The following is a 25,640-nucleotide window of genomic DNA, read 5'->3' as shown; positions in this document are numbered from 1 at the left end:
CCCTGCGGGATCCGGCTGCGAACGGATGCCGGGTCCGCCGTCCGGGCGGCCGCGGCCCGTGTGAGCTGGGAGACTGGCGGTCATGAGCTATCGCGCGTCAGACGCCTTGCACCCGCAGCACCCGCCGCTGATCCTCGACGACGTGCGCGGCGCGCAGAAGATGCTGGCCGGGATCGCGCGGACGACGCCGATGGAGGGCAGCCGGCACCTGTCGTCGCTGGTGGCGGCGCCGGTCCACCTGAAGTGCGAGAACCTGCAGCGGACCGGTTCGTTCAAGCTGCGCGGCGCGTACGTGCGGATCGCGGGGCTGCGGCCCGAGCAGCGGGCGGCCGGAGTGGTCGCCGCCTCGGCCGGCAACCACGCGCAGGGCGTGGCGCTGGCCGCCCGGCTGCTGGGCGTGCGGGCGACGGTCTTCATGCCGGTGGGCGCCCCGCTGCCGAAGGTGGCGGCGACCCGGGAGTACGGGGCGGAGGTGCGGCTGCACGGCCATGTCGTGGACGAGACGCTCGCGGCGGCCGAGGACTACGCGCGGGAGACCGGCGCGGTCTTCATCCATCCCTTCGACCACCCGGACGTCATCGCGGGGCAGGGCACGGTGGGCCTGGAGATCCTGGAGCAGTGCCCGGAGGTGCGGACGATCCTGGTGGGCGTCGGCGGCGGCGGTCTGGCGGCCGGGATCGGTCTCGCGGTGAAGTCGGTACGGCCCGACGTGCGGGTGGTCGGCGTGCAGGCGGAAGGCGCGGCCGCGTATCCGCCGTCGCTCGCCGCTGGCCATCCGGTGGCGGTCGAGTCGCCCGTGACGATGGCCGACGGCATCAAGGTGGGGCGGCCCGGGGACGTGCCGTTCGAGCTGGTCCGGGAGTACGTGGACGAGGTCCGCACGGTCTCGGAGGACGCCCTGTCCTCGGCGCTGCTGCTCTGCCTGGAGCGGGCGAAGCTGGTGGTCGAGCCGGCCGGCGCGAGCCCGGTGGCGGCCCTGCTCGCCGACCCGGAGGCCTTTCGCGGCCGGGGCCCTGTGGTGGCGGTGCTGTCCGGCGGCAACGTCGACCCGCTGCTGATGCAGCGGATCCTGCGGCACGGCATGGCGGCCGCGGGCCGCTACCTGAGCCTGCGCCTGAAGGTGACGGACCGGCCGGGCGTCCTGGCGACGCTGCTGGCGGTGCTGACGGTGGTCGACGCGAACGTGCTCGACGTGAGCCATGTGCGGACCGACCCGCGGCTCGGGCTCACGGAGGCGGAGGTGGAACTGCACCTGGAGACGAAGGGCCCGGAGCACTGCGAGGAGGTCGCGAGCGCGCTGCGGGACGCGGGGTACACGGTCCTGGGCTGAGCCGCGCGGGCCCGCGGCCGTCGTTGCCCGTCGGCGCGCGGACCGTCGGCGGCGCGGCCCGCAGCCCGTCGGGCTCGCCGGCGCGGGGTGTTCTCGGCCGCCTGTCGCACATCGGTTGTGTGTCGCGATGTATCGCGTTAGCTTGTGAGGCGGGCCACAGGTGCGCCGGGCGGGGACCGTTCGGCGTCCCTAAACTTGGTCAGAAACGCTCAAATCTCGCCAAAACTCGCTGGGAGAACCCACATGCCAGGCGCGATCCACGCCGAAGGTCTGGTGAAGACCTTCGGCGACGTACGAGCTCTCGACGGCGTGGACCTCGACGTGCCCGAAGGCACCGTCCTCGGACTGCTCGGCCCTAACGGCGCGGGAAAGACCACCGCCGTGCGCGTGCTCACCACGCTCCTCCAACCCGACAGCGGCCACGCCACCGTCGCCGGCATCGACGTCCTCAGGCATCCCGACGAGGTGCGGCGCTCGATAGGCCTCTCCGGCCAGTTCGCCGCCGTCGACGAGTATCTGACCGGCCGCGAGAACCTCCGCATGGTCGGCCGGCTCTATCAGATGAGCGGCAGCCGGGCGAAGGCCCGCGCGGACGAGCTCCTGGAGCGGTTCAACCTCGCCGACGCCGCCGACCGCCCCGCCAAGACGTATTCCGGCGGCATGCGCCGGCGCCTCGACCTGGCCGCCGCGCTCGTGGTCTCGCCGCCCGTGATGTTCATGGACGAGCCGACCACCGGCCTCGACCCGCGCAACCGCCAGTCCCTGTGGGAGGTCATCCAGGAACTGGTCGCCGGCGGCACCACGCTCCTGCTCACCACGCAGTATCTGGAGGAGGCCGACCACCTCGCCCACGACATCTGCGTCGTCGACCAGGGCAAGGTCATCGCCCGCGGCACCTCCGACCAGCTCAAGGCCCAGACCGGCGGCGAGCGCGTCGAGGTCGTCGTCCACGAGCGCGAGATGATCCCGCCCGCCCGCGAGGTCCTCCACCGCTACGGCATGCCCGGCGTCGGCCACGCCGACATCACCGTCGAGGACCACACCCGCAAGCTGACCGTCCCGGTCACCGGCGGCGCCAAGCTCCTCGCCGAGGTCATCCGCGATCTCGACGCCGTCGGCGTCGAGATCGACGACATCGGACTGCGCCGCCCCACCCTCGACGACGTCTTCATCTCGCTCACCGGCCACGCGGCCGAACAGGGCGAGGAGGACGGCGGCGGGCCGGGCGCCGGCGGCAGGGACACCCGCGGCAAGGACGGCAAGGACGGCAAGGACGCCCGCGGCAGGCGTACGAAGGCGAAGGAGGCCGCCAAGTGACCGCGACCACCCGCACGCCGGCGCCGCCGAAGCCGCGCGGCGCCCTCGCCCGGTCGATCAGCGACTCGCTGGTCGTCACCCAGCGCAATCTGATCCGGATGATGCGCATCCCCGAGATGATCATCTTCGGCCTGATCCAGCCGATCATGTTCGTGGTGCTGTTCAGCTACGTCTTCGGCGGCTCCATGCAGATCGGCACCTCCACCTCGCCGGAGGTCTACCGCGAGTTCCTGATGGCGGGCATCTTCGCCCAGACCGTCACCTTCGCCACGGCCGGCGCGGGCGCGGGCATCGCCGACGACATGCACAAGGGCCTCATCGACCGCTTCCGCTCCCTGCCGATGGCCCGCGGCGCGGTCCTCACCGGCCGCACCCTCGCCGACCTGGTGCAGACCGCGCTGACCGTGGTGGTCCTGGTGATCGTCGCCCTGCTCGTCGGCTGGCGCATCCACGAGGGCGTCCCCAAGGCGCTGCTCGCCTTCGGCCTGCTGCTGCTCCTCGGCTACGCGTTCTCCTGGATCGGCGCCCTGATCGGCCTCTCCGTGCGCACGCCCGAGGCCGCCACCTCCGGCGGACTGATCTGGCTCTTCCCGGTGACGTTCATCTCCAACGCGTTCGTGGATTCCAGCAAGCTGCCGTCCTGGCTCCAGCCCATCGCCGAGTGGAACCCGTTCAGCGCGACCGTCCAGGCCTGCCGCGAGCTCTTCGGCAATCCCGGCGTCTCGCCGTCCGACGCCTGGCCGATGCAGCACCCGGTCTGGGCCTCGCTGCTCTGGTCGCTGCTGATCATCGCGGTCTTCCGGTCGCTCTCGGTGCGCAAGTACCGCTCGGCGACCGCGTGAGCCGGAGCCGGACGTGACGAAGGGCCGGACCCCTGCACAGGGGTCCGGCCCTTCGCCGACGAAAAGAGCGCGGTCAGCCGGTGTACGGCTTGGCGCTGAGGATCTTCACCATCGCCAGCTTGCCGTTCGGCAGCTCGTACTCCGCGTCCTCGCCGGCCTTCTTGCCGTTGACGCCGATGCCCAGCGGAGACTGCGGGGAGTAGGTCTCGATGTCGTCGCTCGCGTACTCACGGGAGGCGAGCAGGAACGTCATCGTGTCGTCCTCGTCGCCGTCGAAGGCGATCGTCACGACCATGCCCGGCTCGACGACGCCGTCGTCCGCCGGAGCCTCGCCGACCTTGGCGTTCTGCAGGAGCTGCGTGAGCTGGCGGACCCGGAGCTCCTGCTTGCCCTGCTCCTCCTTGGCCGCGTGGTACCCGCCGTTCTCCCGCAGGTCGCCCTCCTCGCGCGCCGCGGCGATCTTGGCGGCGATCTCGGTACGCGCGGGACCAGACAGGTACTCAAGCTCGTCCTTGAGCTTGTTGTACGCCTCCTGGGTGAGCCAGGTGACGTTGTCGCTGGTCTGGGTCACAGGTGCTCCTCGTAGGTACTGGGAATACAAAGCATCGCCCTGCGCGACACGCATGCCTTTCCAGCATGCGCTTCGAGCGGGCGAAACCACGAGCCTAACAATGAGTGGCGAAAAGCGGGAGGACATAAACCACGGAGTTCGCGTCTTCCCAGGTCACCGGGACGACCCGGCGGGGCTTTTCCCCGCCTCCCTACCCACCGCTACCGGGCCGTACACCCGATCAGCTCGGCGTTGGTCGCCTTCGCGGTGGTGCGGATCGTGTAGACCTTGTCGACCCGGGAGCCCGGCTCGTCGACACGGACGTCCTTGCGGCCCACCTCGGTGCCGTCCGCGGCGCGCGAGCGCAGCGTGCAGACGCCCTGGGCGCCCTCGTCCTTGCGGATCTCCAGATGGACCTGGACCTCGCTGTCACCCACCACGTCGAACTTGATCAACTCCGCGCTGATCTTGTTGTCGACGACGTAGTACCAGCCGAACCAGCCCATCACGCCGAGGAACAGGACACCGAGCACGGCGCCGACGATCTTGAGGGTGCGGTCGGCGCGGGCGTCCGCGGAGCGCCCGTAGCGCCCCTCGGGCAGCTGCTCTCGCACCGCGCTCATGATCGTTCCTCTCGCCGCCGGGGTGCCGGAATTTTCCGTCCCCCGATTCCGTCACTATAGAGACCTCCCTAGGCGACGAATCACTGAGGATCGAGTCTTGACTGAGCAGCTGCGACTGATGGCCGTTCACGCCCACCCCGACGACGAGTCGAGCAAGGGCGCGGCGACGATGGCCAAGTACGTGTCCGAGGGGGTGGAGGTCCTGGTGGTGACCTGCACGGGCGGTGAGCGCGGCTCCATCCTCAACCCGAAGCTCCAGGGCGACCCCTACATCGAGGCGAACATCCACGAGGTGCGCCGCAAGGAGATGGACGAGGCCCGCGAGATCCTCGGCGTCCGGCAGGAGTGGCTGGGCTTCGTCGACTCGGGCCTGCCCGAGGGCGACCCGCTGCCCCCGCTGCCCGAGGGCTGCTTCGCGCTGGAGGACGTGGACGCCGCCGCCGGCGAGCTGGTCCGCAAGATCCGCGCCTTCCGTCCCCAGGTCATCACGACCTACGACGAGAACGGCGGGTATCCGCACCCCGACCACATCATGACCCACAAGATCTCGATGGTGGCCTTCGACGGCGCGGCCGACACCGAGAAGTACCCGGAGGCCGAGTTCGGCCCGGCCTTCCAGCCGCAGAAGCTCTACTACAACCAGGGCTTCAACCGGCCCCGCACCGAGGCCCTGCACCAGGCCCTCCTCGACCGGGGCCTGGAGTCGCCGTACGGGGACTGGCTCAAGCGCTGGGACGAGTTCTCCCGCAAGGAGCGGACGCTGACGACCTTCGTGCCCTGCGCGGAGTTCTTCGAGGTCCGCGACAAGGCGCTGATCGCCCACCGCACCCAGATCGACCCCGACGGCGGCTGGTTCCGCGTCCCGATGGAGATCCAGAAGGAGGTCTGGCCGACCGAGGAGTACGAGCTCAGCAAGTCCCTCGTCGACTCCTCCCTCCCCGAGAGCGACCTCTTCGCGGGCATCCGGGACAATGCCTAGCATGAGCGCACACCTGGCACTGACCCAGCTCGCCCCCCTCGCCGCCAAGGAGCTGGACGAGAACAAGGTGACTCCCGGCGTCCTCGGGTTCGTCGTCTTCGCCGTCCTGGCGCTGGCGGTCTGGATGCTGATGAAGTCGATGAACCGCCACATGCACAAGATCGACTTCACCGAGGCCCCGGACCCGGCCGCGACGGCCCCCGGCGCCCCGGGCACGGCGAAGGAATAGCCGACCCCACCCCCTTACGGGCCCCGAGCGACCGCCGGGGCCCGTAGCCGCGTTACCCGGACGCGTCGTCGCGCACCCCGACCCACGGGAGCGGAGAGCGGCTTGCCGCCCGGTGTTCCCAAGGGTCGTGACACGGGAGGGTGCGGCCCGAACGGTCGGCCGTCGACCTCCCGTCCGATGGCGTTCATGTGCCGAATAGCGCATCCGGGTGACGCTCCGGAACCAATCCTTCTCAGGGCAGTTGATCAGGACGCTTCGGTCAACGGAGCAGTTCCGGGCCATCGAGCTCAAGAAGGAAGACTCGTGATCAAGAAGGTTCTTGCTACCGCTGCTGTTGCGGCCACCGTCGCCGGCATGTCCGCGACCACGGCGATGGCGGCCGGCAACGACGGCGGCAGCTCCAACATCATCGGCAACACGTCGAAGCAGTCCATCGGCAGCAACTCCACCGGTGGCTACATGAGCCCGAACTTCGGCCTCATCAACGGTGGCGTGCTCCACTGCTTCGACATCCAGAAGATCCAGGCGCAGGTTCCGGTCGGCGTCATCGCCGTCCCGGTCGCCGTTCAGGACGTCCTCGGCAACCCGATGTCGAACCAGACCTGCACCCAGAACTCCGTGCAGCAGAAGGGCGACGACGCTCTGTCGCACATCCTGGGCGAGGTCCTCTCCCAGAACGGCAACGTCGGCGGCTGACCTCCGCGGCGCCGCTGAAGCGGCCCCGTTCCTCGCAGAGCCAATGCGAGGAACGGGGCCGCTTCCCCGTATCCGTGCCCCGTTCACGCCCCGTCCACCCGTGGCGTACGGGCGGTGTTTCCGCCGTACACGACCCTCCCGGGTGCGCGAGGATGGGAAACATGCCGAACAGACTGGCCCATGAGACCTCTCCCTACCTCCTCCAGCACGCCGACAACCCGGTCGACTGGTGGCCCTGGTCGGCCGAGGCGTTCGAGGAGGCCCGGCGGCGCGACGTCCCGGTGCTGCTCAGCGTCGGCTACAGCTCGTGCCACTGGTGCCATGTGATGGCCCACGAGTCCTTCGAGGACGAGAGCACCGCGGCCCTGGTCAACGAGCACTTCGTCGCCGTCAAGGTCGACCGCGAGGAGCGGCCCGACGTCGACGCCGTCTACATGGAGGCCGTGCAGGCCGCCACCGGTCAGGGCGGCTGGCCCATGACCGTCTTCCTCACCCCGGACGCCGCTCCCTTCTACTTCGGCACCTACTTCCCGCCCGAGCCCCGGCACGGCATGCCGTCCTTCTCCGACGTCCTCGACGGCGTCGCCCGCGCCTGGACCGACCGGCGCGACGAGGTCGGCCAGGTCGCCGAGAAGATCGTCGAGGACCTCGCCGCCCGCTCCCTCGTCCACGGCGGCGCCGGCGCGCCCGACGAGTCGGAACTCGCCCAGGCCCTGCTCGGCCTCACCCGCGACTACGACACGGCCTCCGGCGGCTTCGGCGGCGCGCCCAAGTTCCCGCCGTCGATGGTCCTGGAGTTCCTGCTGCGCCACCACGCCCGCACCGGGGCCGAGGGCGCCCTCCAGATGGCCGCCGACACCTGCGAGGCGATGGCCCGCGGCGGCATCTACGACCAGCTCGGCGGCGGCTTCGCCCGCTACTCCGTCGACCGCGAGTGGGTCGTGCCGCACTTCGAGAAGATGCTGTACGACAACGCGCTGCTGTGCCGGGTGTACGCGCACCTGTGGCGGGCCACCGGCAGCGACCTGGCCCGCCGCGTCGCCCTGGAGACCGCCGACTTCATGGTCCGCGAACTGCGCACGCCCGAGGGCGGTTTCGCCTCCGCGCTCGACGCCGACTCCGACGACGGACACGGCAGGCACGTCGAGGGCGCCTACTACGTGTGGACGCCCGAGCAGCTCGCCGCCGTCCTCGGCGAGGACGACGCCCGCTACGCCGCCCGGTACTTCGGCGTCACCGAGGAGGGCACCTTCGAGCACGGCGCCTCCGTGCTCCAGCTGCCCCAGGACGCGGGCCTCGCCGACGCCGAGAAGATCGCGTCCATCAAGGAACGGCTGCTCGCCGCCCGCGAGGAGCGCGAGAGCCCCGGCCGCGACGACAAGATCGTCGCCGCCTGGAACGGCCTCGCCATCGCCGCGCTCGCCGAGACCGGCGCCCTGCTCGACCGCCCCGACCTCGTCGACCGCGCCACCGAGGCGGCCGACCTGCTGGTCCGGCTCCACCTCGACGACGCCGGCCGCCTCACCCGTACCTCCAAGGACGGCCTCGCCGGCGCCAACGCCGGAGTCCTGGAGGACTACGCCGACGTCGCCGAGGGCTTCCTCGCGCTCGCGTCCGTCACCGGCGAGGGCGTCTGGCTGGACTTCGCCGGCTTCCTCCTGGACATCGTCCTCGACCAGTTCACCACCGAGGGCGGCGCGCTCTACGACACCGCCCACGACGCCGAGCAGCTGATCCGCCGGCCCCAGGACCCCACAGACAGCGCCGCCCCTTCCGGCTGGACCGCGGCCGCCGGCGCGCTGCTCTCGTACGCCGCGCACACCGGGTCCGAGCCGCACCGGAAGGCCGCCGAGGCGGCCCTCGGCGTGGTCAAGGCGCTCGGCCCGCGCGCGCCCCGGTTCATCGGCTGGGGCCTGGCCGTCGCCGAGGCCCTGCTCGACGGGCCGCGCGAGGTCGCCGTGGTCGGCGCGCCGGACGACGAGGGCTTCCGCGCCCTGCGCCGCACGGCCCTGCGCGCCACCGCGCCCGGCGCGGTCCTCGCCGCCGGGCTGCCCGACGGCGAGGAGTTCCCGCTGCTGCGGGACCGGCCGCTGGTCGACGGCCGGGCCACCGCCTACGTCTGCCGGCACTTCGTCTGCGACGCCCCGAAGACGGACCCGGAGCTGCTGGCCCGCGCACTCGGCGACTGACCCGGCAGCCGGCCCCGCCCGGCCCAAGCCGCCCGAGGTCCCGACGGGCCGGCCGGAGACGCCTCCTAGGGCGTCCGGTCGCAGAGGAGGCTCTCGCCGCCGGCGGGCCGGTACTCGCCGAGCGGGGTCTGGCTCTGCGGTGTGGCGCGCGGCTGCGCGAGGCCCTTGTCCTCGCGCAGCCGGGCGAAGACCTCCGCGGCGTACTCCTCGTCCCACGAGATCGTCGCCCCGATGCCCGGGATGAGCGGGTTGATGGTCTTGATCGGGACGGTGGCGAACTCCGTGCGGTCCGGAGTGAGATTCCGCAGCCGGGCGGCCAGTTGCAGCAGTTCCGCCGCGCTGATCGCCCGCTCCGCCTCCTTCGTGCCGCGCAGCGTCCGGGCGACCAGGCGCAGCCAGTCACCGCCCTCGAACACCCGGGCGCGCAGCTCGCGCAGCGTGTTGACGACGAACCGCTGCTGCTTCTTGATCCGCCCGAAGTCCGCCTGCCCGTCCGCCTTGCGCGAGCGGACGTACTGGAGCGCCTCGCCGCCGTGGACCCTGCGGGTGCCCGGCAGGAGGTCGATCCCGGTGACCGGGTCGGTCAGGCGCTTCGCCGTGCAGATCGGCACGCCGTCGACGACGTTCACCGTGTCCATGAACCGCCGGAAGTCGATCTCGAGATAGCGGTGGACGGGCAGGCGGGTCAGCGCCTCGACCGTCTCGATCGTGAACGGGGCCCCGCCCTCCTTCCAGGCGTGGTTGAGCTTCGCCTGATGCGGCGGGCGCAGCTCGCCGGTCTGCCGGTCGCGGTGCTCGGCGAGCTCGGTCAGCGAGTCGCGGGGCAGGCTCACCACGCTGACCCGGTCGTTCCGGGCGGAGACGTGCACCAGCATCATCACGTCGGTGCAGCCGCAGCCCTTGTCGCCGGTCCGGTACTTCCTGCGCTCCTCGGGCGTGACGCCGTCCCGCGTGTCGATGCCGACGACGAGGAGGTTGAGGCCCTCGGCGGGCGACGGCAGGGGAGCGGGGGCAGCGGCGAGGGTCCCGGCGCCGAGCGCGGCCAGTGTTCCGGTGAGGAGGAGCAGCCGCGACGGTCGGAGCAGTTTCATGACGCACCACCGGTGGTCGGGAGGTAATGACGCCCGCACCGTAATTCGGCCGCTGTCGCACAGAGGTCCGCGACGCGACATGGGCAGTTCGAATCACTCTCCTGCTGAGGCTGTGTCATGATGCCAAACCTCAGCGGAAGGAGCGAATTTGGCCCCCGATCCAGGGAAATGGGAGCGCATGGCCTTCATTCCGAAGAGCCGATATGTGGCCGACCCGTTGCCCGTCGACCGAGAACCGTTTCCTCTCTTCTCCTCGCTCGCCCGCCAATGGGAGCGGGCCGGGCGGACCGTGCCAGGAGTGCCCGACCGGGAGTGGGAACGGCTGACCAGAACACCGATCTGGCCGCGTGGAAACCGCACGTAAACCGAACTGAATACGCGTGGAGTGCTGTTCCGCACGGCAATGGAGTGAACAATGCCGGTCGGACCGCCGGGCGGCTTCCCTTTCGTGGCAGGGTCGTGCCGAACCGTGTAGCGGAAGGCGAGCGCCGCAGTGCGTTCGCGCCTCACGAAAGCCGTGAATTCTCTTCCGCCGCAGAAAGGATCCAGACGAAATGAAGTGCAAGAAGGCTGCGGTCGCCGTCGCCGGTCTGCTCATGGCCCTGGGTGCCGCCGCCCCCGCGATGGCCGACTCGTACGCCGACGGCTTCGCCGCCGGCTCGCCGGGCCTCCTCTCGGGCAACAACGTGCAGGTCCCGATTCACATCCCGATCAACATCTGCGGCAACAGCGTCAACATCATCGGCCTGGTCAACCCGGCCTTCGGCAACATCTGCATCAACCGCTGACGTCTGCGGCGGACCGGGCCGGCCCCGGGAGCGTCCACCACGCTCCCGGGGCCGGCCTTCGCCGTTCTCAGGAGGCGCCGGCCGCCACCCGCTCCCCGCCGGCGCGAGGCCGGCCGATCCTGCCGCCGCCGCTCCGACCGGCGCCGCTCCGTCCGTCGGCCCGCAGCCGCTGCCGGACGCCCTTCACCAGGCGTCCCGCCGTGTAGGTCGCGCCGAACACGAAACGCATCGAAGGACCGTACGACGGGGCCGTCAGCAGCCCGGCGAGGAAGAGGCCCGGATGCGAGGACTCGAAGAGCGCGCCCACCTCCGGTGCCCCGCCCGCGCCGACCCGCCGCAGCCCGGAGCGCAGCGCGGGCGCCAGCACGTCCGCCCGGTCCAGGCTCGGTACGAAGCCGGTGGCCGCGACGACATGGTCGGTCTCCACGACGCCGGCCGTCCCGTCCGCGCCGGCCACGTCGAGCCGCAGCCGGTCGTCGGCGGTCACCGTCGCCGCCGTGACCCGCTGCCCGAGCCGCACGTCCTCGACCTTGGCGAACCGCTCGCGCAGCCACCAGGCGCCGGCCGGGCCGAGCGCCGAGTCGAAGATCCGCTCGCGGGTGGCGGCCGGCAGCCGGCGGAAGATCCCCGGCGTGTCCGCGTACAGCCGGTTCCGCCAGCCGCAGCCGAGACCCGTGTGCGGCGCGCGCAGCGACTGCCACCGGCCGCGTTCGAGCGCGGGCGGCACGGTGTTCCAGTTCAGCCGGCCGGAGCGGGCCAGGATCCGCACGGCCGCGCCCCGCTCGGTGAGGAGGGCGGCGGTCTCCAGGGCCGCCTGCCCGGCGCCGATCACCGTGACGTCCCGGCCCGCGAAGCCGTCGAGCTCGCCGTGGTGGCTGGAGTGGGTGACGTAACGGCGCGGCAGCCCGCGCAGCGGGCCGGGGATCTCCAGGAAGGGCAGGACGCCGACGGCGAGCGCGACGGTGCGGGTGCGGACGGTCTCGCCGTCCTCCGCGGTGACCGTGAAGGTGCCGTCCGCGACCGGCGCGACGCTCGTGACGAGGCGTTCGTCGAGCGCGGGCACCGCCTGGCGGGCGAACCAGTCGCCGTACGCGGCGAAGAAGCCGACGGGCAGCGGCACCCCGTGCTCGGCGCGCACGCCCCGGGACGCTGCGTAGGCGTCGAGCCCGTAACGGCCCTCGGGATCGGAGAGGTGGGAGGCCCACGGCTCGGACTTCAGGAACATCGCCGAGGGCATGGCGTGCCAGCACTCCATCGGCCGGCCGAAGGTGCGCAGGCCGAGGCCCTCGGCGGCCGCGTGGGCGGCCACGGACAGGCCGTAGGGTCCCGCGCCCACAATCACCAGGTCGTACATCGTGTGTTCCGCCTTCGTCGTGCGTGTCGTGCCCGTCGTGCGTGTCGTGCTCGACGTGCGTGTCGTGCTCGACGTGCTCGACCTGCGTGTCGTGCTCGCCGTGCTCGTCGTGCCCGTCAGGGGGCTGGGGCTCATCGCGGGCTCATCCGGTCCGTGGAGGGTGTACGGGCCGACGGCGGCGGCTGCGGCGTGACGGCCGGCCGCCACCGGGGCCGCCCGGCGGGCCGCAGCAGCCGACGGAGCCTCAGCAGGCCCTTGCGCAGGGCGTGGGCGAGCCAGGCCCGCAGCATCGCGAGCGCGGGACCGGGATCGTCGGCGGCGAACCAGGCCGCCTCGCCGGCCGTGCGCCTGCCGCCGCCCGCACCGCTGCCGGTTCCTCCGCCGGGCCGGGGCTCCTGCGCGTAGCGGCGCCGGGGCGAGGAGACGTACGACAGGGCCGCGTAGTTCTCGACGACGAAGCGCCGCCCGTACGCGGGCAGGTGCGCGGGCACGCGCCGCCCCGTCAGGTCCAGGTGCATCGCCCGGATCACGTCGAGTCCGTGCCGGTCGGCGAACAGCCGGAACTGCGCTCCGGGCCGCGGGTTGAAGTCGAGCAGGTGATAGGTGCCGGTGCCGCGGTCGAACCGGAAGTCCAGGTCGCACACGCCCCGGTAGCCCAGCGCCGCGAGCAGTGTGCGGGCCGTGCCGTCGAGCACCGGGTTCGCGGTCCAGCGGCCCACCGCGGTGAGCCCGGCCCCGTCGGGCCAGGAGCGCTCCTTGCGGCCGGTGGCGCCGGTCGAGCAGCCGCCGGCGGAGTCCACGTAGCCGTGGAAGAACCAGTCGAGGTCGCGTCCGGCCGGCAGCAGTTCCTGGAGCAGCAGCCGGCTGCCGGCCTGCGGGGTGCGCGCGTACAGGGCGCGGACCTCGGCGAGCGAGCCGACGATCGTGGTGCTGCGCAGCCCGCCGCCCGGCGGGAGCAGCCACGGACGGCTCCACTTGGCGATCACCGGCAGACCCAGCGACCAGGCCATGGCGGCGGCTTCGTCGGCCCCGGCCGGGAGTTCGGTACGAGGGTGGGGCAGGCCCAGGGCACGGCAGGTCTCGGCGAGGTGGGCCTTGTCGGCGACGCGCGAGAGCTGCTCCGGGGACTGGTCGGGCAGCAGATAGCGGCCGGCGAGTTCGGGCCGGCACTCGGCGAGGCACAGGGCCGTGATGTCGTCGAGGGGCACCAGGAGCGCGGGTCGTGACGCGCATTCAGGAATCCGCTCGGCGAGCCGCAGCAGCAGCCGCACCAGCTCGGCGGGAGACGGCTGGGCAGGGGGCGGGTGGGCGCCGCGGACGTAGCGGGAGCGGACGACCGGGCTGGAGAGCGACTCGACCACCGCGTGCACCGTGATTCCCGCCCTGCCGAGGGAGCGGGCGGCGCCGAGCGTGCCGTGGTGGAAGGGATTCGGGTCGAGCCGCACAAGGACCGCGGGGACGCGGGTGTCAAAACTCGGCACGGCATGTCCTTCGTCTCGGATGCCCCAAGTGGGCGATGAAAATTCCTCTAAGGGACTACTGAGGGGATCGGACCGCGTTCTCGCTCGGCGCATTAGGAATACTTTCGGAACATCGGACTGACGGACCATCAAGCGGCGAGAGAGAGAAGGAGCTGCCATGGTCAACGGAAAGCGAAGAACTTCGAAGGTATGGCTGGGGGTGTTCACCGCCGGTCTCCTTGCGTCAGGTTCTGTCGTGTTGTCGTCTCCCGCTCACGCTCAGGCTCACGCCGCCGCATCCGTAACGACACGGGACCCTCAACCGACTCTGTCCAGCGCACTGGGCGCGTTCCTCGAATCGGGTCCGCTGGGGGTGGCCCGCATCAGCCGCCTCCAGCAGTGGCTCGGAGGCCGCGAACTGCGTGTCGGGCACACGTACCTGCCCGGCGACCGGTGGTCGAGCATCGAGGGCCCGCCCGGCTTCCTGGACGCCTGGGCGTCCTGGCGCGGGGAACGCGACGACCGGATGCTCGTGCTCAACGTGCCCATGCTGGAACGCAACGAGGCCGGCGTCTCGGACTACGAGGTCCGGCGCCAGCTCCAGCTCGGCGCGGCCGGCTACTACGACCACCACTTCCGGACGCTGGCCCGGCGCCTGGTCGACCTGGAGGCCACGGACACCGTCATCGTCCTCGGCTGGGAGATGAACGGCACGACCTACACCCACCGGTGCGCGCCGGACCCCACGGCCTGGAAGAAGTACTGGAACCGCATCGTGACGACGATGCGGTCCGTGCCGGGTCAGAAGTTCCGGTTCGACTTCGCTCCGAGCCGGGGCCGGGACGCCGTTCCGTGGACGGAGTGCTATCCCGGTGACGACGTCGTCGACATCATCGGCATGGATTCCTACGACCAGCCGACGGGCGCGAGTTTCGACCGGCACGTGAACGAGCCGTACGGGCTCCAGGCGCAGGTCGATTTCGCGGCCGAGCACGGAAAGCAGATCTCCTATCCGGAATGGGGCCTGTTCCGGAACGGGGACAACCCCGAGTACATGCGGCGCATGCTCGACTGGATGAAGAAGCATCCGCCGCTGTACCACACGATCACCGATTACTGTCCGCACGGCGTGTGGCAGTGCGACGAGAATCCCCGGTCGTCGCAGGTGTTCCGGCAGATGCTGTACGGGACGGACCCGCAGGCCCCGACCCAGCCGACGGATCCGGTGGACCCGACGGATCCGATCGACCCGACGGACCCGACGGACCCGACGGACCCGGCCGACCCGGCCGATCCCACGGACCCGGTCGACCCCGTCGACCCGGTGGATCCGCTCGACCCGTGGGACATGTGGGACCCGTGGGACGTGCTGGACCCGGCGGAGCCCGCCGAGCCCGCCGAACCGGCGGAGCCCGCCGAGCCGGCGGAGCCCGCGGACCCGGCCGAGCCGACGGACGCGACGCTTCCGACGCTCCCGACGATCCCGGTGCCGAAGCCGGAGACCAAGCCGGAGAACCCCCAGCCCAAGCCCGAACCGAAGCCCGAGCCCAAGCCGGAGCCGAAGCCGGAGACCAAGCCGGAAAAGCCCCAGCCGAAGCCGGAACCGAAGCCAGAGCCCAAGCCGGTGCCGAAGCCGGAGACCAAGCCGGAAAAGCCCCAGCCGAAGCCCGAACCCAAGCCGGAGCCCAAGCCCGAGAAGCCCCAGCCGAAGCCGGAGCCCAAGCCGGAGCCGAAGCCGGAGCCCAAGCCGGAGCCGAAGCCGGAGCCCAAGCCGGAGCCGAAGCCCGAGCCCAAGCCCGACTGCTGGGCCGTGAACCTCGGTTCCTGGGTCGAGAGCTGGATCGGCGGACCGGTCTGCGTGGCCGAGGAGTCCTGGAAGGACTCCGTGGACGACGCGACCGACTGGGACGAAGCCCTGAACATCGACTGGAAGGGCGCCCTGCGGGGGACCTGGCCCTTCTGACCCGCCGGTGACGACCGGCACCCGCGGCGGCGGAGGAACTCATCCTCCGCCGCCGTCCGCCGTCCCGCGCCGTCGCGTCACCCGCTCCCACGCCCGCCCCAGCCACTCCCGCTCCCGCACCTGCCCGGCCGCCCAGCTCCGCGCCCGCGCCGCGCCCGCCCGCGCCCACAGCAGCGGAGCCGTAGCGCGCCCCGCCAGCAGGAGACGCTGGTTGCGCACCGTCTCCGGGCGCCAGTGGTGCTTGTACGGCTCGGTGCCCCGCAGCATGCTCAGCGTGGCCCGGCCGCTCGCGCTCGTCTCGCGCGCCGCGTGCCGCAGCAGCATCGCCGCCACGTCCACCTTGCGGGCCCGCAGCTCCGGATCGGCGCCGTACAGATAGCCGCCCGCGAGCCGCCGCGACATCAGGGTCAGGTCCGCGCACACCACCTCGCCGCCGAGCCGGAACTCGGTGACCATCGCGTCGCCGCTCTCGACCATCGGCCGCACCGCCCGCGCCAGGTGCCGCGCGAACCGCTCGCTGGTGTGCTCGGCGGTCACGCCGCGGCCCCGCCACTGGAGCTGATGGAGGCTCAGGAGGCGGCGGAGGGCGTCCGGCACCTCGGGCCCGGGCACGATCCGCTGGTCGACGCCCAGCGCGTCGAGCTTGCGCAGCTTCGCCCGCACCCGCTGCGCCTTGCCCGACGGGATGCGTTCGAGCAGGGCCTCCATGGGAACGGCGGGCAGTTCGAGGCACGACGAGTCGGCGAGCCGCCGGCGCGGCCCGCGCCAGGCCGCCCAGACCCGCTCCGCCGCGGCCCCGGGCCGTACCTCCCGCAGGTCCACCACCGCGCCGCGCGCCGCCCGCGCCATCGCCTCGGCCAGCGCCCGCGCCGCCTCCGGGCAGTCGTCGTCGAGCAGCACGTCGGTGAAGTCGGTGATCGCACCGCCGAGCTGCGTCAGCACCGGCACCGGCAGCGGCCCGGCCGCGGCCCGCATCAGCGCCGCCGCGCCGACGAGCACGCCGTCGCCCGCCCGCCGCACCAGCACCACCCGCAGGGCCCCGGGCCGCCCGTACGACAGCCACCAGGAGTGCAGCCAGGCGTGGGACTGGAACGGCGTCGCCGCCGCGCAGCGGCCGTACAGCTCCGTCCACTCCGGCCCGAGCCGCCCGAACTCCCCGCCGTCCCGGCAGATCTCACCGCGCAGCCCACCGCCCGCGCCGCCGCCCGCCCGGGCGGCCCGCCCGCCCGCGCCGCCCCGCGCCCCGGCCGTCGCGGCGCCCGCACCGCCGCCCGGGCCGGCCGGTGCGCCGGCGACGTCGCCGACGCCCGCCTCGGCGGTCCGCCTGGTCGTACCGCCGTCCGTCCCGGCGGCTCTGACGGTCACACCGCCTCCGGCTCGGGCTGCTGCGCGGTGGCCGGGCCCGGCACCGAGGCGGTCGGCAGCGACTGCCGCGAGTGCCGGGCCTCGGCCCGCGTGTTCCGCCGCGGCCGTACGAGCAGGGCCAGGCCGCCGAGCAGACCGCCGCCGCAGGCGCCGACGAGCGCCGACAGCGACGCGGACGGCGACACCGGAGTCACCGGCTTCGTCGCCCGCGAGAACTGCACCACCTTCACGCCCGTGTTCGCGGCGACATGCGTGCTGTTGAGGACCAGCGCCCTCGCCACCCCGTCGGCCATCGACACGGCCGTCGCCGGCTTCGCCGACCGCGCCGTGATCGAGATCATCGGCGCGTCCGGCGAGGTCGCGGCCTGCACGCTCGACCGCAGCGTCTCGGCCGACACGCCCGCCCAGACCGGGGCGTCGCCGGTCACCGCGATGTCCGTGGCCACCCGCCCGTACGCCTGGGCGAAGCCGAGCGCGGCGGACGGGTCGGACTTCTCGGCGGGCACGACGATGACATAGCTGGTCGCCGCGTACTGCGGGGCCTTCACGGCGCCGTAGCCGCCGCCGAGCACCGCGCCGGCGAGCACGGCGGCCGGCAGCACCATCCAGCGGGCCGGCGTGAGGAGGGAGGAACGTGGCGGGATCGTCGCCGAGGTCGAGGTCGACTTGGAGGTCATGACACAGCTCTCACTTCGCGGGAAGGTGGGGCACGGGAACGTGCGGGCCGTGGACGGCCCGGTGGTAGAGGGACAGCAACTGCCGGGCGCTGTGCGCGATGTCGTAGCGCCGCAGGGCCTCGGGCGGCGGCAGCCGGTCGGTGCGGGACGCGCGGAGGCGGTGCAGGGCGCCGATCAGCTCGGGCACGGACGCGCCGATCCGGCGCGCGCCGGGCGCCGCGTCCGGCGGCAGGTCGTCGATCGCGGGACACGCCACGTACAGCGCCGGCAGGCCCGCCGCCAGCGCCTCGACGACCGCGAGCCCGAAGGTCTCGTCGGGAGAGGTGGACACGAAGACGTCCATCGCGGCGAGCAGCGACGGCAGATCGGGCAGCCCGTCCGCCGGACGCGCCGGCGGGTCCGGGAAGGCGCCCGGGAGCAGCACCCGGTCCGCGGCCCCGCACTCCTCGGCCACCCGCAGCAGCTCCGCCCGCTGTTCGCCCTCGCCGACCAGCAGCAGCCGCGCCTCCGGAACCGACGCCACCGCCCGTACGAGCCGGTCGAACCGCTTCCCGGGCGTCAGCCGTCCCACTCCGCCGACCACGAACGCGTCGGCGGGCAGCCCGAGCGCCGCCCGCGTCGTCGCGCGGGCGCGCGCGTCGAAGGCGAAGCGGTCCGTCTCGATGCCGTTCGGCACGACGTGGACGCGGGACGGGTCCACGCCCCAGCGCGCCAGCCGGCGGGCCACGCTCGGCGAGACGGCGACCGTGGACGTGCCGAGGCGTTCCGTCGCCAGGTACAGCGCCCGCGTCCCGGCCGACAGCGGCCGGCCCTCGATCTGGTGGTCGCCCAGCGAGTGCTCGGTCGCGACGACCGCCCGCACGCCGGCGAGCCGCGCGGCCGGCCTGCCGTACACGCAGGCCCGGTAGAGATGGGTGTGCACCAGGTCGTAACCGCCCTGCCGGATCAGCCGGGTCAGCCGCGGCAGCGCGCCGACGTCGCGGTTGCCCCTCATCCCGAGGTGCGTGACCGGTGTGCCGTCCGCCTCGATGCCGTCCGCGACCGCACCCGGATTGGTCAGCGTCACCACCCGGCCGCGCACCGGCAGATGCCGCAGCAGCAGCCGCAACTGCTGCTCGGCGCCGCCGATCCCGAGCCCGGTGATGACGTGCAGCACCTTCAGCCCAGCCAGGGCGCCGGACCCGCCGCCGCCGTCCGGCCCGACGACCGGCCCGACGACCGGGGCCGTACGCGCCTCCGCCTCGACCGCCGTCTGCGTGTCCGCGTGGGTCACCGTCTCCGCCCCGGCCCCGCTCACCGTCACCGTCACCGTCTCAGCCCCGGTCCCCGTCACCCGCTCCGTCCGCGCGCTCATGACAGCACCGCCCGCGCCGCCGGACCCGTCCGCGCCGCCCGGGCCAGGTCCGTCGGCCGGCGCCGGCGCAGCGGGTGCAGGAGCCGTTTCGCGGTGAGGCGCCAGGAGGTGTCCTCCTCGCCGACGTGGACCCGGGGCAGGGCGTAGGCGCTGGTGAGCGGGCCCGGGTCGATCGCGCAGGCGTAGCCGTAACCGGCCCTGCGGACCGCCCGCATCACCCGCACGTCGACCGTCCCGTACGGGTAGCAGAAGCCGGCCACCGGATCGCCGGTGATGTCCTCGAGAAGCTCCCGGCTGTGCCGGGTCTCCGCCGCCAGCGTGGCGTCGTCGGCGTCCGTCAGCGACACGTGCCGCAGGCCGTGCGAGCCGATCTCCATGCCGGCGGCGGCCGCCCGCCGGATGCCGTCCTCGTCGAGCAGCGGCTTGCGCGGGCCGTCCGCGTCCCAGGCGTTGTCGCCGCCGAGCCGCCCCGGCAGCACGTACACCGTCGCGGTGAAGCCGTGCCGCCGCAGCAGCGGCACCGCCGACTCCAGGAAGTCGGCGTAGCCGTCGTCGAAGCTGAGCCCGACCAGACCGCGTTCCCGCCCCGCCGCGGCCGCCGCCAGCAGCTCCCGTACGGACACCCCGCGCAGCCCGCGGTCGCCCAGCCAGTGCAGCTGCCGGGCGAACCGCACGGGAGAGACGGTCACCTTGTACGGGTCATCGGGAGCGTCCGCGATCGAGTGGTACATCGCGACCCACAAGGGAGGCTTCGGCAGCAGACGACGCGGCACGGCGGGCGCGGGCATGGGAGGTCCTTCGACGGGGAGAGCGGGGCAGGGGCGGGATCTCGGGAGCCTTGGCGGCACACGCGACGAAGAGCAGGAACACGCCGGCGACCACCACGGCCGCGACGGCGAGCGAGAGCACGGGCGGGCCGGCGAGCCGCGAGCACAGCCAGCCCGCGCCGGTGGCCCAGGCGCCCGCGGTGGCCAGGCGCAGCAGGCCCTGGCCGAGCCGGCGCGCGTCGACCGGCACCGACTGGCGGTGCGCGCCGCGCAGCAGCATCACGGCGGTCAGCGTGATGCCGAGGGCGTTGGCGCCCGCGATGCCGGTGGCGCCCCACAGCCGGGCCAGGGCCGCGCCGGTGACGGCGGTCGCGGCGAGCCCGGCGCCCATGGCGGCGGCCGGGTACCAGAGCGGGCGGGCGGCGGAGAAGTAGCAGCGGACCAGCGCGCCGACCATCGTCTGGCCGAGCAGCCCGAGCGCGTACACCCGCATCACGGCGGCGGTCGCGGCCGTGTCGCCGGCGTCGAACGCGCCGCGCTGGAAGAGGATCTCGACGATCTGCGGCGCGGCGGCGATCACGGTCGACGCGCCGACGAGCACGACGACCGCGGCGAGCAGCAGGTCGCGCTCGACGCGGCGCCGGGCCGCCTCCGCGTCGCCGGCGGCCAGGGCCCGGGCGACGACCGGGAAGCTGACCGTGCACAGCATCAGGGACAGGATCATCGGCATCTGCGCGACCTTTTGCGCGTAGTTCAGATGCGAGATGGCGCCGGCCGGGAGCGGTGAGGCGAGGAACCGCTCGACGAGGATCTGCGACTGGCGCGACAGCGCGAAGGCCACGACCGGCGCGATCAGACCGAGCACGACGAGACGTCCCTCGCCTCCCGCGGGCGCCGCGGCCGGCCGCTCCTTCGGCACCGGCCGGCTGCGCAGCTCCCGCAGCAGCGTCGGCGCCTGGACCAGCACCATCAGGATCCCGCCGACCGCGACACCGGCGGCCGCGGCGCGCACGCCCAGCGGATCGCGCAGGACGAGGGTGGTGCCGATGATGCCGACGTTGTACGCCACGTAGATCGCGGCCGGTGGCAGGAACGAGCCGTGCGCGCGCAGCGCCGCCGAGCAGTAGCCGGCGAGCGCGAACGACAGCACGCACGTCGCCGTGAGCCGGGTGCAGTCCACCGCGAGGCGCGGATCGGGCAGGCCGGGCGCGAGCGCGGCGACGAGGAGCGGCGCGAAGGCGACGAGGAGCGCGGCGACGGCGGCGACGGTGAGCACGAGCCGGGGCAGCGTGGTGCGGACGAGGTGCCGGACCGGGTCGCCGAACAGCCCGCCGGAGCGGCGCGCGAGGGCCCGCGAGAACGCGGGCACCAGAATCAGCGCCATCGCGTCCTCGATCAGCAGCGTCGACGCGAACTCCGGCACCGTCCACGCCACGAGGAACGCGTCGGTCTCGGCCCCGGCCCCGAAGTAGCGCGCCAGGATCTGGTCCCGTACGAGTCCGAGCACGGCCCCGACGGCGGTGAGGCCCGCCGTCACCATCGCCGCGCGCAGCAGGAACCGCCCGCCCGTGCGGCGGGCGTGCCGGCGCCGGGCGTGCGGCGCGGGCGCCGGGGCGTGCGCGGCGGTCCGTGTGCCGCCGGCGAGCGGGCCGCGGCGCGGCTCCTGGTGCGGGCGCCATACGTCACCGACCGGCCGGGCGCCGTACGCGAGGGGCCGTCCGCCGAGCAACGGCCCCTGGTAGACCGGCACCGGCGTCCGCGCCCGTGTCTCGTGGCGGCTGTCCGTGGCCACGGCCGCCGCCCACGGATCGGCGAGCACGGCCCCGCGCAGCCCGCACAGCACGTCGACCGCGACGGCGTCCGCCTGCCCGCCGTCCGGCGGGCGGCCGGAGGGCCCGCCCGGACCTGACGGGTCGCCGGGGCCGGTGGGGCCGGTGGCGGCGGCCGGCGGGAGGTCGCACAGCGGGTCGGCGGGCGCGAGGGCCGACCACGGGTCCGGCGGGCCGGGCGCCGGATCCGGGTCCGGCGGCGGTCCGGAGCCGGGTGCGGCATGGTGGGCGGGCGGCGGCCACGGGTCACGCACGGCGCACCTCCGCGAGCGACCACCAGGCCGCGAGGCCGAGGACGACCGACATCAGGACCGTCGACGGGCCGCCGATGTCCGCGTAGAAGAAGTCGACGAGCTGCCAGGTGAGCAGGCCGGTCGCGACCAGGCCGCGCCGGCGCAGGGCGGCGACCAGGAGGGCGAGCCAGCTGCCCGCGAGGGCGAGGAGGCCGATCAGGCCCTGCTCGCTGAGCACCAGCAGGTACATGTTGTGCGGGGACAGCAGTGGCTGGCGGGCGAACGCCGCGCCCGCGCCCGCCGTGTCGCTGCCCGAGGACAGCGCGAGCGAGGCGTTCGAGTCGCGGTAGGCGGGAAAGCCCTTCAGGCCCACGCCCGTCAGCGGCTCGCCGCTCCACATCCGGCCCGCCGCCGCCCACATCGTGTACCGGTCGGTGACCGACTGGTCGGGCGCCGCCGTCACCTGAGTGATGCTGGTGACCCGTTCCTCCACCAGGTCCGAGCCGATGCCGAAGCCGCCGACCAGGACCACCGCGAGCGCCGCCACCACGAGCGCGACCCGCCCGGCCCGCCGCAGCCCCGACAGGACCAGCAGCAGCCCGCAGGTGAGGACGGTCGCGATCCACGCGCCCCGGCTGAAGGACAGCACCAGCGGCACGAACAGCAGGCCCGCGCAGACCAGCGCGCCCGTCCTGGCCCGTCCGGCCCGGCCGCCGAGCGCGAGCGCGGTGGCGATCACCAGGCCGTACGAGACGACCGTGGCCATGCCCATCACGTCGGTCGCCCCGAACGTGCCGACCGCCCGGACGTCCTCGCCCTGGTACGAGGCGCCCGTCCCGGTCAGGAACTGCGCCACGCCCACCGCGCCCTGCAGCAGCGCCAGGCCGACCAGCGCCCACGCCACCACGGCGAAGTCCCGCCGGTCGCGGACGGTCAGCAGGACGGCGGCCGGCACGAGGACGAAGATCTGGAGGTAGCGGGCGACACCGGGCAGGCTCGCGCCCGGGTCGGAGGAGGTGATCGCGGCCAGGCAGATGCCGAGCACCGGCAGGCCGAGGACGACGGCCGCCGCCCGGGTCAGCGGCCGGGCCCCGCTCCGTACCACCCGGACCAGGCAGATCAGCACCAGCAGACCCGACGCGGCGTCGGCGACCGTGCCCGTGCCGCCCGTCCCGCCCTGGGCGCCACCGCCGCCGCCCGGCACGAGCAGCAGCGCGATCACGGCGAGCACCGGCGACAGCGCGCCGGCCCGCCGCGCCCACTCCCGTACGCCGGGACGGACTCCGGGACGGACGCCGAGACCCGTGCCGAGACCCGTGCCGAGACCCGTGTCGGGACCGGCGTCCGGAACCGCCAGGGACGTACCCGTCGCCATCGTCAGCTTCCCGTCGGTCGCACGAGCCCGGCCGCCGTGCGCAGCAGGATGCACACGTCCTGCCACAGCGACCAGTGGTCGATGTAGTGGTTGTCGAAACGGCAGCGGTCCTCGATCGAGGTGTCGCCGCGCAGACCGTGCACCTGGGCGAGCCCGGTGAGCCCCACCGGCATCCGGTGCCGCGCCGCGTAACCGGCGTGCACCCGGCTGAACTGGGCGACGAAGTAAGGGCGTTCGGGCCGTGGCCCGACCAGGCTCATGTCGCCGCGCAGCACGTTCCACAGCTGCGGCAGCTCGTCCAGCGAGGTCTTGCGCAGGAAGTGGCCGGCCGCGCTCATCCGGCGGTCGTCGGCGACGCTCCACCGGGTCGCCGACTCCGTCTCGTCGGCCGGCCGCAGCGTACGGAACTTCAGCAGCGTGAACAGGCGCCCGTTCTGGCCCACCCGCTCCTGCCGGAACAGCACGCCGGGCCCGTCCGCGAGCCGCACCGCCAGCGCGCACACCAGCAGCACCGGCAGCGCGCACGCGAGCGCGGGCGCGGCGACCGCCACGTCCAGGAGCCGCTTCGCGGTGAGCCCGCGCCGCTCGCCGAGCGGCACGAGCCGCCGGCAGCCGTAGCCCCACAGATGGTCGGACATCGGCTCGCCGGCCGGCTCGCCGCCGACCCGCCAGGTGGTGCAGCCGTAGTGCTGGAACAGCGTCAGGAGCCCCGGGTCGTCGGTGAGGAAGACGGCGTCGCGGACGGTGTTCTGGATGACCGCCCGGTGGATCTCCTCGGTGGTGGTGAGCACCGGCAGGCCGCGCTCGCCGTCCGGCCGCGTTCCGACGATCCCCACCGGCCGGATGCCGTGCTCGGGATGCTGTCCGAGCGCGGCGGCGAACCGGCGGGCCGGTCCCGTCGGGCCCACCACGAGCGCGGAGCGCGGATGCGCCCGGGCCGTGCGCCGCCGGCGGCCGTGCACGAGGCCGCGCGCCGCGACGGCGGCCGCGACGTGCGTGCCGTAGGCGGCGCTCAGCCGCAGCGGGCCGAGCGCGAGCGCCGGGGCGTACGCGGCGACCGCGGCCGCCGTCACGCACCAGGCGACGCCGGCCCGGGCGGCGAGCGCGGGCAGCTCGTCCAGGACTCCGGTGGGCACACCGGACGGCCGGTAGAGCCCGGCGCGGCCGTCGAGCAGCACGACGAGCCCGGCGACGCACAGCGCGAGGTCCCAGCGGCGGTGCGCCGCGGACAGCACGCCGACCGCGAGCAGCACGGCGCACGCGTCGGCCGCGACCAGCGGCACGGCGGCGAACCGCAGCCGGGCCGGCCGGCGCGGCGGCAGCGCGAGCCGGTCGGAATCGGCGCGCGGCGGCGCGAGCGAGGCGAGGCCCGGATGGCCCGCCGTGGGCCAGGGGCCCGGAGAAGGAGTGAGGCTGGTGCTTTCGGTAGTCACTGCGCAATCGGCTCTCTGTGCTCCGTGCACCGCACTCCGGCCAGTTCGCGGTAGAGCTCCGCGACGGCCGCGCCGGTGCGCCGCACATCGAATCTGCTGAGTACGTGCTCGCGGGCCTCCCGGCCCAGCGAGTGCCGCAGTCGGGGCCGGCCCAGAAGGCGGCCCAGCGCGGCGGCGAGCGCGGCCGGGTCCTCGGACGGGACCAGGCACGGCTCCTCGTGGCCGGGCGGCAGGCTCTCGCGCGCCCCGTCCACGTCGCAGACCACCACCGGCCGGCCGCTCGCCATGGCCTCCAGGGGCGCGAGCGCCATGCCCTCCCACCGGGACGGCAGCACGACCACGTCGGCGGCCCGGTACCAGGGCGCGGTGTCGGCCACGGCTCCGGCGAACCGCACCGAGGGCCACGTGCCGGCGACGGCCCGCAGCGCCTCCGCGTCCGGCCCGTCCCCGACCAGGACGAGCCGTGCGTCCGGCACCGTGGCGAGCACCGCGGGCCACGCGGCGAGCAGCACGTCCTGGCCCTTCTGCCGGCACAGCCGGCCGACGCACACGACGACGGGACCGGGCGGTCCGCCGGCCTCGCCGCCCACCCGCGCCCCGCCCTCCGCCGCGCTGTTCGCCGCGTCCGGCCCGGCGGGCGGCTGCGGCGAGAAGCGGACGGTGTCGACCCCGTTGTGGATCACCGACCAGGGCGCGCGGACGCCGGCCGACTCGCCGGTGCGGCGCTCGGCCTCGCTGACGCACACGATCCGTGCCGTCCAGCGGGCCGCCCGGCGCTCCCAGCCGCGCGCGAGCGCGGCCGTGGTGCCCTCGACGGCCTCGAAGGACCAGGCGTGCGGCTGGTACACCGTCGGGATCCGGCCGCGCAGGGCGAGCCGGGCGCACAGGCCCGCCTTGGCGCTGTGCGCGTGGACCAGCGCGGGGCGGACGGTACGGATCAGGCGGGCCAGCTCGCGGGTCTCCCGGAGCAGCCGCGGGCCGGGTTCGCGGCCGGCCCGCCAGTCGTACGTGTCGGCGCCCTCCGCCCGTACCGCCGCGGCGAGTTCGGTGCCGGGCGGGCAGGCCACGGCCACCCGCAGTCCGGCGGCGAGCTGGCCGCGGACCAGGTCGGTGACCACGCGCGCGACCCCGCCGTCGCCCGGCTGGACCGCGTGCAGCACGTCCGGGAGCGCGGCCCGCCGGCCGTCCGGCCGCAC

21 protein-coding genes and 1 pseudogene are annotated in these 25,640 nt (G+C 73.9%); 9 read left to right on the top strand and 13 right to left on the bottom strand.

Annotated elements, in window-relative coordinates; genetic code table 11:
- Positions 1-82 precede the first annotated feature (82 nt).
- The 3 genes from ilvA (at position 83) to ACIGO8_RS03595 (ending at position 3,489) form a co-directional block, all read left to right on the top strand.
- Positions 83-1,330 (top strand): threonine ammonia-lyase, encoded by a 1,248-nt coding sequence (ilvA, locus tag ACIGO8_RS03605; RefSeq protein ID WP_399723317.1) that lies wholly within the window; start codon positions 83-85, stop codon positions 1,328-1,330.
- Positions 1,331-1,573: 243 nt separating this feature from the next.
- Positions 1,574-2,647, top strand: coding sequence for an ATP-binding cassette domain-containing protein (locus ACIGO8_RS03600; RefSeq protein WP_399723315.1), 1,074 nt, complete (start codon positions 1,574-1,576; stop codon positions 2,645-2,647).
- Entirely contained in the window at positions 2,644-3,489 is an 846-nt protein-coding gene (locus tag ACIGO8_RS03595) for an ABC transporter permease (RefSeq protein WP_399723313.1), read from the top strand. The genes ACIGO8_RS03600 and ACIGO8_RS03595 overlap by 4 nt, the downstream gene beginning before the upstream one ends.
- Before the next feature lie 73 nt (positions 3,490-3,562).
- On the opposite strand, the gene greA is transcribed toward ACIGO8_RS03595, so the two are convergent.
- Together greA and ACIGO8_RS03585 are read right to left on the bottom strand one after the other, a co-directional pair.
- Entirely contained in the window at positions 3,563-4,060 is a 498-nt protein-coding gene (gene greA, locus ACIGO8_RS03590) for a transcription elongation factor GreA (protein WP_399723312.1), read from the bottom strand.
- Between the two features lie 200 nt (positions 4,061-4,260).
- Positions 4,261-4,662, bottom strand: coding sequence for a DUF4307 domain-containing protein (locus ACIGO8_RS03585; RefSeq protein ID WP_399723311.1), 402 nt, complete (start codon positions 4,660-4,662; stop codon positions 4,261-4,263).
- Between the two features lie 97 nt (positions 4,663-4,759).
- Between ACIGO8_RS03585 and mca the strand changes: the two genes are divergently transcribed.
- From mca to ACIGO8_RS03565, 4 genes are all read left to right on the top strand, one after another.
- Positions 4,760-5,641, top strand: coding sequence for a mycothiol conjugate amidase Mca (mca, locus tag ACIGO8_RS03580; protein ID WP_399723309.1), 882 nt, complete (start codon positions 4,760-4,762; stop codon positions 5,639-5,641).
- Positions 5,634-5,870 (top strand): hypothetical protein, encoded by a 237-nt coding sequence (locus ACIGO8_RS03575; protein WP_399723307.1) that lies wholly within the window; start codon positions 5,634-5,636, stop codon positions 5,868-5,870. The genes mca and ACIGO8_RS03575 overlap by 8 nt, the downstream gene beginning before the upstream one ends.
- A gap of 303 nt (positions 5,871-6,173) precedes the next feature.
- Entirely contained in the window at positions 6,174-6,566 is a 393-nt protein-coding gene (locus ACIGO8_RS03570) for a rodlin (protein WP_399723305.1), read from the top strand.
- A gap of 161 nt (positions 6,567-6,727) precedes the next feature.
- Positions 6,728-8,755: a thioredoxin domain-containing protein gene (locus tag ACIGO8_RS03565; protein ID WP_399723303.1), complete on the top strand. Its 2,028-nt coding sequence runs from the start codon at positions 6,728-6,730 to the stop codon at positions 8,753-8,755.
- 65 nt (positions 8,756-8,820) lie between these two features.
- On the opposite strand, the gene ACIGO8_RS03560 is transcribed toward ACIGO8_RS03565, so the two are convergent.
- Positions 8,821-9,846: an LCP family protein gene (locus ACIGO8_RS03560; protein ID WP_399723302.1), complete on the bottom strand. Its 1,026-nt coding sequence runs from the start codon at positions 9,844-9,846 to the stop codon at positions 8,821-8,823.
- Positions 9,847-10,400: 554 nt separating this feature from the next.
- On the opposite strand from ACIGO8_RS03560, the gene ACIGO8_RS03555 reads away from it, so the two are divergent.
- Positions 10,401-10,634 carry a chaplin gene (locus ACIGO8_RS03555; RefSeq protein WP_399723300.1) on the top strand — a complete coding sequence of 78 codons (234 nt, stop codon included), beginning with the start codon at positions 10,401-10,403 and terminating at the stop codon, positions 10,632-10,634.
- 67 nt (positions 10,635-10,701) lie between these two features.
- Here ACIGO8_RS03555 and ACIGO8_RS03550 read toward each other — a convergent pair whose 3' ends face one another.
- Positions 10,702-11,988, bottom strand: coding sequence for an FAD-dependent oxidoreductase (locus ACIGO8_RS03550; RefSeq protein ID WP_399723298.1), 1,287 nt, complete (start codon positions 11,986-11,988; stop codon positions 10,702-10,704).
- A gap of 131 nt (positions 11,989-12,119) precedes the next feature.
- Positions 12,120-13,469: an ATP-grasp domain-containing protein gene (locus ACIGO8_RS03545; protein WP_399723296.1), complete on the bottom strand. Its 1,350-nt coding sequence runs from the start codon at positions 13,467-13,469 to the stop codon at positions 12,120-12,122.
- A 157-nt stretch (positions 13,470-13,626) separates the two neighbouring features.
- Here ACIGO8_RS03545 and ACIGO8_RS03540 point away from each other — a divergent pair.
- Positions 13,627-14,793 (top strand): annotated as a pseudogene (locus ACIGO8_RS03540) (glycoside hydrolase family 26 protein); the annotation flags it as partial.
- 657 nt (positions 14,794-15,450) lie between these two features.
- Here the strand turns inward: ACIGO8_RS03540 and ACIGO8_RS03535 are convergent.
- The 8 genes from ACIGO8_RS03535 to ACIGO8_RS03500 form a co-directional block, all read right to left on the bottom strand.
- A complete protein-coding gene (locus ACIGO8_RS03535; RefSeq protein WP_399724299.1) occupies positions 15,451-16,596 on the bottom strand; it encodes a GNAT family N-acetyltransferase in 1,146 nt (381 codons plus the stop codon).
- Between the two features lie 176 nt (positions 16,597-16,772).
- Entirely contained in the window at positions 16,773-17,453 is a 681-nt protein-coding gene (locus ACIGO8_RS03530) for a lipopolysaccharide biosynthesis protein (protein ID WP_399723294.1), read from the bottom strand.
- Between the two features lie 10 nt (positions 17,454-17,463).
- Positions 17,464-18,615: a glycosyltransferase gene (locus ACIGO8_RS03525; RefSeq protein WP_399724296.1), complete on the bottom strand. Its 1,152-nt coding sequence runs from the start codon at positions 18,613-18,615 to the stop codon at positions 17,464-17,466.
- 188 nt (positions 18,616-18,803) lie between these two features.
- The gene (locus ACIGO8_RS03520) at positions 18,804-19,595 is read right to left on the bottom strand and encodes a polysaccharide deacetylase family protein (protein WP_399723292.1); all 792 of its coding nucleotides are present in this window, start codon (positions 19,593-19,595) and stop codon (positions 18,804-18,806) included.
- Positions 19,507-21,657, bottom strand: a complete 2,151-nt coding sequence (gene murJ, locus ACIGO8_RS03515) for a murein biosynthesis integral membrane protein MurJ (protein ID WP_399723290.1) — start codon at positions 21,655-21,657, stop codon at positions 19,507-19,509. Before murJ ends, ACIGO8_RS03520 begins: the two co-directional genes overlap by 89 nt.
- The gene (locus ACIGO8_RS03510) at positions 21,650-23,011 is read right to left on the bottom strand and encodes an O-antigen ligase family protein (protein ID WP_399723288.1); all 1,362 of its coding nucleotides are present in this window, start codon (positions 23,009-23,011) and stop codon (positions 21,650-21,652) included. Before ACIGO8_RS03510 ends, murJ begins: the two co-directional genes overlap by 8 nt.
- Positions 23,012-23,013: 2 nt before the next feature.
- Positions 23,014-24,444, bottom strand: a complete 1,431-nt coding sequence (locus tag ACIGO8_RS03505) for a sugar transferase (protein ID WP_399723287.1) — start codon at positions 24,442-24,444, stop codon at positions 23,014-23,016.
- Positions 24,441-25,640 (bottom strand): glycosyltransferase, encoded by a 1,200-nt coding sequence (locus tag ACIGO8_RS03500; RefSeq protein ID WP_399723285.1) that lies wholly within the window; start codon positions 25,638-25,640, stop codon positions 24,441-24,443. Before ACIGO8_RS03500 ends, ACIGO8_RS03505 begins: the two co-directional genes overlap by 4 nt.

The sequence above is a fragment of the Streptomyces sp. NPDC053493 genome (genome assembly GCF_044544825.1).
Classification (GTDB): Bacteria; Actinomycetota; Actinomycetes; order Streptomycetales; family Streptomycetaceae; genus Streptomyces.
This window is presented reverse-complemented; position numbering and strand designations above follow the sequence as displayed.

Coding starts and splice junctions, on each gene's coding strand:
- ilvA (WP_399723317.1), top strand. CDS start 83: ATGAGCTATCGCGCGTCAGACGCCTTGCACCCGCAGCACCCGCCGCTG.
- ACIGO8_RS03600 (WP_399723315.1), top strand. CDS start 1,574: ATGCCAGGCGCGATCCACGCCGAAGGTCTGGTGAAGACCTTCGGCGAC.
- ACIGO8_RS03585 (WP_399723311.1), bottom strand. CDS start 4,662: ATGAGCGCGGTGCGAGAGCAGCTGCCCGAGGGGCGCTACGGGCGCTCC.
- ACIGO8_RS03575 (WP_399723307.1), top strand. CDS start 5,634: ATGCCTAGCATGAGCGCACACCTGGCACTGACCCAGCTCGCCCCCCTC.
- ACIGO8_RS03565 (WP_399723303.1), top strand. CDS start 6,728: ATGCCGAACAGACTGGCCCATGAGACCTCTCCCTACCTCCTCCAGCAC.
- ACIGO8_RS03560 (WP_399723302.1), bottom strand. CDS start 9,846: ATGAAACTGCTCCGACCGTCGCGGCTGCTCCTCCTCACCGGAACACTG.
- ACIGO8_RS03555 (WP_399723300.1), top strand. CDS start 10,401: ATGAAGTGCAAGAAGGCTGCGGTCGCCGTCGCCGGTCTGCTCATGGCC.
- ACIGO8_RS03550 (WP_399723298.1), bottom strand. CDS start 11,988: ATGTACGACCTGGTGATTGTGGGCGCGGGACCCTACGGCCTGTCCGTG.
- ACIGO8_RS03530 (WP_399723294.1), bottom strand. CDS start 17,453: ATGACCTCCAAGTCGACCTCGACCTCGGCGACGATCCCGCCACGTTCC.
- ACIGO8_RS03520 (WP_399723292.1), bottom strand. CDS start 19,595: ATGCCCGCGCCCGCCGTGCCGCGTCGTCTGCTGCCGAAGCCTCCCTTG.
- ACIGO8_RS03510 (WP_399723288.1), bottom strand. CDS start 23,011: ATGGCGACGGGTACGTCCCTGGCGGTTCCGGACGCCGGTCCCGACACG.